The 11,734-nt window shown below is 44.7% G+C and carries 7 protein-coding genes and 1 other annotated feature; of the genes, 4 read left to right on the top strand and 3 right to left on the bottom strand.

Translation table 11 applies throughout. The features are described 5' to 3' along the window. Positions 1–12: 12 nt before the first annotated feature. Positions 13–645, bottom strand: coding sequence for a GNAT family N-acetyltransferase (locus EGM68_RS16140; protein ID WP_058829830.1), 633 nt, complete (start codon positions 643–645; stop codon positions 13–15). 246 nt (positions 646–891) lie between these two features. Between EGM68_RS16140 and acsA the strand changes: the two genes are divergently transcribed. Then, positions 892–2,607, top strand: a complete 1,716-nt coding sequence (gene acsA / locus EGM68_RS16135; RefSeq protein ID WP_025675459.1) for an acetate--CoA ligase — start codon at positions 892–894, stop codon at positions 2,605–2,607. A gap of 123 nt (positions 2,608–2,730) precedes the next feature. Here the strand turns inward: acsA and EGM68_RS16130 are convergent, their stop codons facing one another. Beyond that, a complete protein-coding gene (locus EGM68_RS16130; protein ID WP_129549572.1) occupies positions 2,731–5,754 on the bottom strand; it encodes a transglycosylase domain-containing protein in 3,024 nt (1,007 codons plus the stop codon). A 135-nt stretch (positions 5,755–5,889) separates the two neighbouring features. After that, positions 5,890–6,156: a binding site (T-box leader), on the top strand. 65 nt (positions 6,157–6,221) lie between these two features. On the opposite strand from EGM68_RS16130, the gene tyrS reads away from it, so the two are divergent. Both tyrS and EGM68_RS16120 read left to right on the top strand, forming a co-directional pair. After that, complete coding sequence (tyrS, locus tag EGM68_RS16125) at positions 6,222–7,475, top strand: tyrosine--tRNA ligase (RefSeq protein ID WP_013371875.1); 1,254 nt, start codon at positions 6,222–6,224, stop codon at positions 7,473–7,475. Positions 7,476–7,671: 196 nt separating this feature from the next. Continuing rightward, the gene (locus EGM68_RS16120; RefSeq protein ID WP_025675462.1) at positions 7,672–8,538 is read left to right on the top strand and encodes an AraC family transcriptional regulator; all 867 of its coding nucleotides are present in this window, start codon (positions 7,672–7,674) and stop codon (positions 8,536–8,538) included. A 77-nt stretch (positions 8,539–8,615) separates the two neighbouring features. Here EGM68_RS16120 and rpsD read toward each other — a convergent pair whose 3' ends face one another. Beyond that, positions 8,616–9,215, bottom strand: a complete 600-nt coding sequence (gene rpsD, locus EGM68_RS16115; protein WP_013371873.1) for a 30S ribosomal protein S4 — start codon at positions 9,213–9,215, stop codon at positions 8,616–8,618. A 435-nt stretch (positions 9,216–9,650) separates the two neighbouring features. Here rpsD and EGM68_RS16110 point away from each other — a divergent pair, with 435 nt between their 5' ends. After that, entirely contained in the window at positions 9,651–11,636 is a 1,986-nt protein-coding gene (locus tag EGM68_RS16110; RefSeq protein WP_129549571.1) for a sensor domain-containing diguanylate cyclase, read from the top strand. Positions 11,637–11,734: the final 98 nt, after the last annotated feature.

The raw sequence follows: 11,734 nt of genomic DNA, 5'->3' as shown, positions 1-11,734 counted from the left end.
GGTGTAATTTTTTCAATACATGAATCTTCGGACAAACCGGATGCGGTCAAACTGTTCTCGTGATTCGAGGGGCACATCATCTCCCATTCGTACCATCAGACAGTTCGCAGGATGTGAGCATATTTCAGGATCATCCGTGGCGTACCATATCATATTTACGGTTTTCATTAGGCGTTCCATCATGCGGCGGTATTCCCATACGGAAAGACCGCTGCCTTTTAAATCCCAGTGCCAGTAATATTCGGTTGTAAAAATAATATAGGATTCGAGCTGTCCGTCTTCAAAGGCAATCCGAATCATTCGGCTACCTAGGCCCAGTCCGCGATAGTCATCGGCTACCTCGACAGCTCCGAGTTCCAGTAAATCCTTCATGCCAGCTTCCGACCAGCGTTCCATCTCATCAGGATAGTGAAAAGTAACGTATCCCAGAAGGGTTTCTCCGTCATGGGCAATGATAATTCTGCCTTCTGGCAGTTCTGAAATTTCCACCAGCGCCTCGAATTGCTCCTTTGGTTTACGAAAGGCATCCAATTGCGTATGCATTTGAAATGAACGCAATCGATCAGCGGATACCGGTCCTTCTACATGGATGGTTTGTCCGTTGTGATCCAGCGTGTCCAAGTGGTACAATTTTAAATGCTGCATGGGTGCGACCTCCTTGTTTGCCATCAGTAGCTCTTCATATCCCCTACTTATAACAAAAAAACAAATAAATGAAAAGGATGGTCGTCACATCCTTACCTATGATATACTGATTTAGACACGAATTGTTCACAATTAAGTGCTTTAAATCAAACCACAAATCAAAAGAAATCATTTGCACCATTAATTTTGTAAGCGCTATTTTGTTCTGTGTAATTCTCATTATTCCATTGTGAGGAGGCTGAACGCATGAAGATTGAAGAACTCCAGGCTGTAGTTCCCACATCCAACATGGGCTCTTATGAACAAGCTTACAACAACTTTCAGTGGGAAGATGTAGAACGTCATTTTACGTGGTATGAAACAGGCAAAGTGAATATGGCACATGAAGCGATTGATCGACATGTAGAGGAAGGTCGGGGTGAGAAAGCAGCACTTTTGTATTGTGATGCAAACCGTCATGAAACCTACACTTTTTCTCAGCTTCGTGCCAGCTCGAACAGGTTCGGAAATGTGCTGCGCAAATACGGTATTGGTAAAGGGGAACGGGTGTTTATATTCATGCCGCGTTCACCTGAACTGGTCATTAGTATGCTTGGGGTTTTAAAGGTAGGCGCTGTTGTCGGTCCACTGTTTGAGGCGTTTATGGAAACGGCGGTTAAAGATCGCTTGGAGGATAGCGGGGCGGTGGCATTAGTAACCACACCTGCGCTTCTTTCACGGGTAAAACGTGAGGAGCTTCCTGAGTTGCGTCATATTTTTGTGGTCGGTGATATGGACGAACGGGAGCAGGGAATTATTGATTTCGAAACGGAAATGCTCACATCCTCAGAAGAGCTTGAGCCCGAATGGCTGAGTCGTGAAGATGGATTAATTATTCACTATACATCAGGCTCAACGGGCAAGCCCAAAGGCGTGTATCATGTACAAAATGCAATGATTCAGCATTACTATACGGGTAAAATGGTGCTGGATCTGCGGGAAGATGATGTATATTGGTGTACTGCGGACCCTGGCTGGGTTACGGGAACGTCATATGGCATTTTTGCTCCTTGGCTAAATGGAGCAACAAATGTCATCCGTGGAGGCCGTTTCAGCCCAGAGGACTGGTACCGTACGATTGAACGTCACGAAGTGACTATTTGGTATAGTGCTCCTACGGCGTTTCGGATGTTGATGAGCGCAGGGGAGCAGGTAGTTTCCAACTATGATCTCAGCAGCTTGCGGCATGTATTATCCGTTGGGGAGCCACTGAATCCCGAGGTAGTGAGATGGGGGTGGCAAGTATACACACAGCGTATTCATGATACTTGGTGGATGACGGAAACAGGAGGCCAGTTGATCTGTAATTACCCAGAGCTGCCGATTAAGCCAGGTTCGATGGGAAAGCCACTTCCAGGTATTCAAGCTGCTATTTTGGACGACAGAGGCCAGGTGTTGCCTCCTAATAGGATGGGACATTTGGCGATTCGTACACCATGGCCATCCATGATGAATCGTATATGGAACAACCCAAATAAGTTTCAGGAATATTTCCGCTTTCCCGGTTGGTATGTATCCGGTGATTCAGCTTATATGGATGAGGACGGATATTTCTGGTTTCAGGGAAGAATTGATGATGTTATCAACTCCTCCGGAGAGCGCATCGGACCTTTTGAGGTGGAGAGCAAGCTTCTGGAGCATCCTGCTGTAGCGGAAGCTGGAGTCATTGGGAAACCAGATACTGTTCGAGGAGAGATCATTAAAGCATTTGTCGCCCTGCGTGATGGCTATACCGCGTCGGAAGCGTTACAACAGGACATTTACCGCTTCGTCAAGGAAGGGCTGTCTGCTCATGCTGCTCCGCGTGAAATTGAATTTAAGGAAAAGTTACCCAAAACCCGTTCCGGTAAAATTATGAGACGTGTGCTGAAAGCCTGGGAGCTTAACCTTCCTACAGGTGACCTGTCTACCATTGAGGATTGAATTGATGCATGTTTGCACTAAAAAGGGAGTCTCCATAGCCATTATAGCTATGAAGACTCCCTTTTTTATTAGGGTGAACTCATTCATCTCACCCAAAATATTGCTTCTTGTTTTTGTCTTGAACTATGGACGAACGGCTCCAGAAGGAGCCGATTCCCCCATGGTATTCATGGAAGTAACACGGAACCAGCCTTTGGGCTTGCGGCCTGGTTTATACTCAAAGTTGGTGTTTGCGGTAGAGCCTATGTTTTTAAAAGGCTCCGCACCGCTTTCACTGTAATATACGTTATAGCCTGTTATAGCGTCCGCAGGCTTTCCTGCACTCCATTGGAGCACTACGGACGTGCCTGCCGCTTTAGCTTGGGGCTGTTCAGGAGCAGTAGGAACTTCTGTAGGCTGCGCACCTGTTTCATCTCCCTCGCCCGGAATATCTGGTGACTCAGAATCTGCAGGTGGCACTACAGGCACTGCACTTGCTTTGGTACTTGGCCCAGATTCATGTCCTCCCACATCAACGGCAGTCACATAGTAACTTGCACTGCCTCCACCAGGGCTGTCAGAGAATACCTTGGAGCCATCAGCCATGACAACCTTGCCAAGCCGCTCGAAGCTGCCTCCATCTGTAGAACGATATAGACGGTAACCTACAACATCACTGTTTCCGCTTGGGCTAAAGCTAATTATGGCCTTGCCGTCGCTATAGCTTACGCTGACGCTAGATGGAGCGTTAGGAGCTGCCCCATCGTCCTTGCGTGGATCAATCTGAGTAGGAGCTTCTTTATCTGCATCTTGAGGCAGATAGTAGGACAACGAATTATGCCGTCTCATCACTGTAAAGGCTTGCTGAAGCTCTTTAATCAATTCTGAGATTGGCTTTTCCCGTTTTCTAACGGTCCGTTCATACAACATATCATCTGGCGTACCATCACGTGGAATGTAATTTACACCCTGATAGGTAATATATTTCGCACGGGTAACGCCATTTTCACTGTTTTTGGGTAAATATTTACTGTTATAAATGTCTGAACCATAAGCGGATGCTGTCCGGCTTACAATACCGTCAGGTCTCTTGAAACTATCCGTTTGGAATAACTGAGAATCTTTAGCCGTTACTTCATTCATGATTAGAGCCCATAGACGACGAGCCCGCTCTTTTTGTGCTTTCGTTTCAAGTTTATTGACAGGTTGCTTGTAACCAACCCACACTCCCAGCGTGACGTCAGGTGTAAAGCCCTCGAACCACACATCGGTGTAGGATTGCGTAGTGCCTGTCTTACCGGCAATCGGAATCTTGCCGGATTGATTAAAGTTACGTCTCACCAGTCTGCCTGTGCCTTCCGATACGGCTGTACGTAACATATCTGTCATCAGGTAGGCGGTTTGTGGTGTGAAGGCTTGTACAGGATTAGGCTGATGCTTGTATACAATATTGCCTTGCGAATCCACGATCTTTTCGATCATGTAGGCATCATTAAACACACCGCCATTTGGGATAGCTCCATATGCATTGGTTAGTTCCTCAACGGTTACCCCGTGTGCCAAGCCGCCGAGTACACCAGTTTGGGCGTTGTTATCGCTTGGTTCCAAGGTGGTGATACCCAGTTTTTTAGCAAAAGCCCAAGCTTTATTGATCCCTACCTTTTCGTTAAACAGCTTGAGTGCTATCGTATTTAGCGATTGATTCAGTGCATAACGCGCTGTGACCAATCCTTGGTAGCGGTTGTTGGAATTTTTCGGGATGTGATATCCATTACTGCCATCTTTCAAAATAATAGGAGCATCGTCCACAATCGTGCCAGGCTGTACGAGACCGCTGTCCAAAGCAGGCAGATAAGCAGCAATCGGTTTCATGGCTGAACCCGGCTGGCGTACCATCTGGGTAGCATAGTTCATTTGCTCCTTTTGGAAGTCTCGACCTTCCATCATGCCGAGAATGGCGCCGGTTTTATGCTGAATCAGAATGGCTGCCGCTTGCTCGTCACCCTTGGTTTTACTAGTAGCAGAGAAGTTGTCCTTATTTTCTGCAATTTGACGCATGGATTTGTACACGCTCTTATCAATGGTGGTATATACCATATAACCGCCTGTGCGAAGCTGCTGTTCGGCTTCTTTGAGCAAGTCGTTATCATCCTTGGTTTTGGTATCCGCACTGGCATTAGCCTTTTGACTCGGATTGGTGACAGACATGAGTGCCTGCGCAGCTTGCCGCTCTGTTTCCATCATAAGATATGGATAGGTGTTATAAGCCTTAACAGTGCGTGGTGCGAGAGATTTTTTGATATCAAAAGCCATCGCTTCATCATATTGTGCTTTATTGATTTTGTTCTCCTCCAGCATTCGGCTGAGCACCAGGTGCTGGCGGTTGATCGCTCTTTTAAAACCAGCTTCATTAAATTCGCCTTTACCGTTGTAAGCAGAATAAGAAGAAGGGAGTTGTGGCAAGCCTGCCAGATAGGCAGCTTGGGCTACATTAAGCTTGCCCAAATCATTCTCATTAAAAATACCTTTGGCCGCTGCTTTAATACCAAAGACGTTGTAACCGCTTGATCCGTTACCAAAGGGTACCTTATTGAGATAGGCTGTAATTATTTGCTGCTTGCTCAGGAAGCGCTCAAGGCGCAGAGATAGTAAAATTTCTTTGACCTTGCGGTCATCCGTACGATCAAGATTTAAAAAGACACGACGTGCAAGCTGCTGGGTAAGAGTACTCCCCCCAGTTTGTACGGATTCATGTAGTGCCTTTTGCTTCACAGCACGCAGCGTTCCCGACAAATCGACACCTTTATGCTCGTAAAAATGGTTATCTTCAATAGCAATGACTGCGTCAATGACGAGCTGAGGAATCTCCTTAAATGTAACAGGTCTTCGATCTTCCTCGGTCCGAAGCTGCCCGATGGGAGAGCCATCATTGAAATAAGCGAAGCCTGTAATTGCATTTTTATCTACTTCCTGTAGAATCGTAGATCTGGAACGCACGGGCTCGTTTTTTACAATAGAAGCAATATAGCCGGCGGCGGTTCCTCCTGCGAATAGTGCTCCCATAAAACCGATGATAACGACCCACTTTATGACACGGCCGAGCCTTCGCATGGTTCTCCGTAAGCGGGAAGGCTTTGGCTCTGATACATTGTTTTTTTCTTCAACCATTAAGTCTTCCTCCTTTATAACAGCCATTATTATAGCATAAAATTACAAAATGAACCCATATGCTAAAAAGCCTGTCTTTTGGTGTCGTTGACTACATAAAAACAGTGTGTTATAAATAGGTCAAAGTAAATATCGTGAAAAGCAGAGAAAGACTTCAGTAGAAGGCGGAATCACGTTGTGCAGAGAGCCGATGGGTGGTGTGAATCGGTAGCGTCCCTCCTTTGAATTACCGTCTGGAGCTGTCTGGATGAATGGAAGGCTTTTGCAGGTTTGCGAAGCTCATCATAGTAATCCGGTACCGGGTGTAGACCCGTTATAGGAATGAAGTGAAAGAAACGTTTGCTTTTGCATACGTTTCTTTAATTAGGGTGGTAACGCGAGCAGCTCCTTCTCGTCCCTTGGGATGAAAGGGGCTTTTTGGTTTGTTAAAATAGTAATTTTTGGATGAAAAATAGGAGGGATTCAGGATGAAGTGGGAAGAATTGAAGCCTGAGCAACAGGCAGAGGTAGAACGACAACTAGAAGTGATACGTCGTGGAGTAGCGGAAATTGTACCTGAGGATGAGCTGAAGCGTAAGGTTGTTAAATCGGTTGTTAGCGGCGAGCCACTCAAAATTAAGCTGGGTTTGGATCCGTCTGCGCCCGACATTCACATCGGACATACGGTTGTTATGCACAAACTGCGCCAGTTTCAGGAATTAGGGCACCAAGTGCAACTGATTATCGGAGATTTTACAGGCAGAATTGGTGATCCGACAGGTAAATCGGAGACCCGCAAGCAACTGACTGAGGAAGATGTACAGCGCAATGCACAAACATACAAGGAACAAATCTTTAAGATTCTCGATCCTGAAAAGACAAAGGTATACTACAATTCTGAATGGTTAGGCCCGATGTCTTTTGCGGATGTGGTAACTCTGTCTGCTAAAGTAACGGTTGCCCGTATGTTGGAGCGGGATGATTTTACAAAAAGATACCAAAACGGCTTGCCGATCAGCATCCATGAGTTCTTTTACCCGCTGATGCAGGGCATGGATTCTGTGGCTCTCCAAAGTGATATAGAATTGGGTGGTACAGATCAGAAGTTTAATCTGCTGATGGGTAGAACGCTGCAAAAAGAATACGGAGTGGAGCCGCAGGCAACTATTACATTACCACTGCTTGAGGGTCTTGATGGCGTTCAGAAGATGAGCAAAAGTTTGGGGAACTACATTGGTGTGGATGAGGAGCCAAACGAAATTTACGGTAAATCAATGTCCGTTCCTGACGAGCTGATGCTGAAATATTTTGAGCTTGCAACGGATATTACCAATGAGGAGCTGGCAGAGCTGGCGAAAGGTGTTAAGGAAGGTTCAGTGCATCCACGTGATGCCAAAATGAAACTGGCCGGAACATTAGTCCGCATGTACCACGGTGAAGAAGCGGCGGAAGCAGCCAAGCAGCATTTTGTGACCGTATTCCAACAACGCGCGCTTCCTGATGATATTGAAGAATTCACCTTGACAGCAGATCAGCTAGAAGAAGGCGGCATTCGTGTGATCCAGTTGCTGACTCATCTAGGCTTTGCAGCATCTAACGGTGAGGCCAAGCGTAGTATTCAGCAGGGTTCGGTTAAAATTAATGAAGAGAAGTGGACTGATGTGAACGAAGCATACAAGCCGCAAGAAGGCGACATTGTACAGGTAGGTAAACGGAAATTTGCTAAAATCAAGCTCGGATAATTAAAATACATTCACTAGCAGCGTTGAGATTGATTTTACATCTCAGTGCTGCTTTTTTTATTTCTGCCAAATGAAAAGCCGTGGTAAACTTAGCACAAATAATCAAACAAGTAGGTAAAGAGTTATACATAATGAATACGTGGGTTACCCAATGTGGATGTAGGCTAGATAAATTACAAGTGCGGGGAAGGATTATATGGACTACTTTAAACGAATTCAGTGTGCGATTGAGTTTATTGAATTGAATCTCCGGGAAGATTTAAAAATTGCCGAGGTTGCTTCACAGGCATACTTTTCAGCTTTTCATTTCCAGCGGGTTTTTCAGGCCATTTCGGGTTTTACAGTGCAACAATATATAAGAAGGAGAAGATTGTCCGAGGCGGCTAAACGGCTAAAGCAATCCAATCAAAAGGTATTGGACATTGCTATTGAGTATCAGTACAACTCGCAAGAAGCTTTTACTCGCGCTTTTGAAAAAAGTTTTGGGATCACCCCTGGGAAATATCGTAACTGTGACATTGAGCTTTCTGGTCAAAGCAAAATCAATTTTTTGGATTACCAAAAAAACGCAACGGAGGAATTAGAGGTGAACAAGCCTGTAATATTGCAACTCGAAACGACCAAAATTGTAGGATATGAATATAAAACAAATCTGAATAATGAGCAGCACTATAAAGAAATCCCAGGATTTTATGAACACTTTGGCGCACATGAATATTTTATGTGTATTCCGAATAAAATCGCTCCGGGAATGTCATATGGGATTGCCTGTCGATTTGAAGATAACGGTGCATTTTCATTTGTGGTGGGTGAGGAAGTTGAAAAAGAGTCAAAAGAACTGGCAGAGGGTTTCATATATATGGAGATTCCAGCAGGCAAGTATGCTGAGTTTGACGCTTCAGGTTCAAAAGGACGAGTTCAGAATATACGAGATTTTATCTATGGCACATGGCTTCCTAATTCTAATTTTGAACGGAGGGAGGGGCCTGATTTTGAAATTACGGACGTGATGAATTCCTATCCTGATCATTTGAATATGAAAGTGTACATCCCCATTGAATAAAAATCTCAGGCTTAATATGTGGGGAATATAAAAAGCACCCGAATGAATTCGGGTGCTTTTTGGTGCTAATGCAAGGATTAGCGGTTGTAGAACTCGACGATTTGTTTTTCATCGATATCTTGGGACAATTCAGCACGCTCAGGCAAACGAATGTATTTACCTTCCAGAGCTGCGTCATTGTACTCCAGGTAAGCTACCAAGTGGTTACGGTTTTCCAAAGCTTCTTTGATGGAAGACAGGGAACGACTTCTTTCACGAAGACCGATCACATCGCCAGGGCTTACTTGGTAAGAAGCGATGTCAACTTTTTTGCCGTTCACAGTAACGTGACCATGAGCTACCAATTGACGTGCGCCTGCACGGGAATTAGCAAAGCCAAGACGGAATACAAGGTTGTCCAGGCGGCTTTCCAGCAAGAACATAAAGTTTTCACCAGCGATACCGTGCATGTGTTGAGCTTTGTTGAACAGGGTACGGAATTGTTTTTCACCCAAACCGTACATGTGGCGCAGCTTTTGTTTTTCTTGAAGCTGCATACCGTAGTTACTGATTTTTCTCCGTTGGTTTGCACCATGTTGTCCCGGAGGGAAAGGGCGTTTCAATTCTTTACCTGTGCCGCTCAGGGAAATACCGAGACGACGGCTCAATTTAAATTTAGGACCAGTGTAACGTGCCATTATAGAGTTAACTCCTTCATAATTAAAATTTGAGTTGGGGCTCTCTTTGCGCTCCAATTTGTTCGGCGCTACCTAGAAGGTGAGACGCACTACTGACAGAAAAGTTCAGCCGCTGTCCTGTCAGCAACAAATAAGATGAGGGTGACACAAACTGTTACGCCCAAAATTTAAGATCCGCACAGTAGATAGTTCTGCCGTACAGTCTTTTTCAATAATATATATTATATGTTATAGTGGGTCAATGTCAAGTAGAGAAAAAGAATGAAAACGTCAAAATTTGTCGATAGGGCTTAAGAACTAAAAAGGTGGGACGAATTTCTGAAAAATGGATGCAAATTTCTAAAGTTGAGAGTAAAATAGATCATATTATGAGCTATAGTGGTGTATAGCCGCTGTCTTGGTACAGCTAATTTTGCTGTGAAGGAGCGCCTTAATATGTCGGAATTTTCAACAACGGATCAGCAAACGCTTGACAGTAAAACAGTGCAGGCTAGCGGTGCTCCGCTGTTTGATGATAAAGGATATACGTCTTTTGCCTGGCTCCAGAACATGGATATGACACCCTATGATTACCCCTATATTAATCAACTTCTCGTCCAAGGATATCGGAATTGGTTACAGCAGAGCAATGGTATATCCTGGATCAGTGAAGAGTATACTGCTGTCTTTAATTTTACAGGTGTTCGGGTTGCTGGTAGGGAAGAGGATGATGACGAGGATTTAGAGTTGGTCGAGCGTTGTTGCATATCTAGAGAGATGGAAGTGAGCCAGCGTAAACTTCGAGATGGGAGCCTTGCATTTGTATACATGGTTCCCATACTATGCCGCAATTACAAGAGAGAGCCTTTCGCCGCTCTTCGTTTTACACGGCCTGCTCAACATTTTGTCTCGAATCAGGACGCATTGTTAGTGGCTTCTTTGCATTTTAGATCCTGCTTTTACTCGAAGTTTGAGTATATATTTATGGAAGATATCCTAGGGATGCAGAATCGGAGTGAACGTGAAGGCAGACGCCGCTCTATTTTATTTCAGATTGTAAAACGGATGCATGACAAGATTGATGTGGAAGGCGTGCTGGATGAAGTATTTGGAAGTATCGCCTATTTGTTTCCCCATGTGGATATCACGTTGTATATGAGTCAGGATCGGCACAGTCGAAATCCTCAGGTCAAGCCTTTGTTGCTACATGAACGGGACGAGGATGTATGTGTCCGTGCATTTATGAAAGGGCAAATGGTTGTGAATGAGCCTGCCGGTCCACAAGATGAAATAACTGAAATCGGTATCCCGTTACGTGGCAAGCAGGGCGTATATGGTGTTTTCCATATGATTCTTCCGGCAGGTGCGGATAGTATGGAAAAAGTGGACGTAGAGCTGATTGCGATGATGGCAGATACAGCTGGCACCGCATTTGAAAATGCGAAGCTGCTGGAGCAATCGAATGTACTTATCCATGAATTACGGCTCATTAATGAGTTGGTTCAGCGTTTGAATCAGAGCCTGAAATTAAATGAAATATTTGAGTTTGCCGTGCAGGAATTATTAAAAATGTTCATGGCCGACTTTTGTTGTATTGTGCAGCTGGATCAGGATGGAAGTTGCTTTAGGGTGATGTCAAGCAATGTGGAAAGTTTAAAGCTGGAGAGTTACCCTCGTGAAGGTGGATTTGCTGGACTGATATGCAAAACAGGAGAACCCGTGATTGTGTCTGACTATAGAAAGGATGGGAAGATATCCTCTCGGTTTATGGATACGACGGACTCTCAGTCTTTGATGGCTGTGCCTATGAAGAACAGGGGGACTCCTAGAGGGGTTATATTATTGTCGAGCAAGCTTCCACATTTTTTTTCTTACGATAATTACAAGATGCTGCAAATGCTAGCTCCTCATATCGGACTGGCCGTAACCAATGCTATGCTACATGCCGAGGTGCGGCGTCTGGCTAATATGGACATGTTAACAGGTTTATATGTACGTCATTATGTAGACCGAATTATTCAGGAACATCAGGAAAAGGATTTCTGTGGCTCTCTTATTTTGGTTGATATTGATCAATTCAAGCAGGTGAATGATACGTATGGGCACCAGACGGGTGACGAAATTCTGAAAAGCGTTAGCAATATTGTTCGCTCGGCGACTCGTGATGAGGATGTATGTGCCAGATGGGGCGGAGAGGAGCTTGCCATTTATTTGCCGCAGTTGGGGGTTCAACAGGCACTGGGATATGCAGAAAAAATACGTAGCTGTGTACAGCATGAAACTAATCCTCAGGTGACTGTTTCTTGCGGGATTGCCGAATGGAACTGGCTGGACGAGCAAATCAGCATCGAATCTTTATTTTATAGGGCTGATATGGCCTTGTATGAAGCGAAAAATGAAGGACGTAATCGTATAGTTATTGATCATGTAGGCGATATGTAGAGAATATTCCTTAGGGAATGTTCTCTTTTTGTTTTGCATAACCGATTGTAGACAGGTAATCCTAAGCATAGCTATAACCTGGATGTTCTGAAACAGAA

The organism is Paenibacillus sp. M-152 (assembly GCF_003856555.1).
GTDB classification, from domain to species: Bacteria; Bacillota; Bacilli; order Paenibacillales; family Paenibacillaceae; genus Paenibacillus; species Paenibacillus polymyxa_C.
Note: the sequence above shows the minus strand (reverse complement) of the source record. Positions and strands in the feature narration are given on the sequence as shown.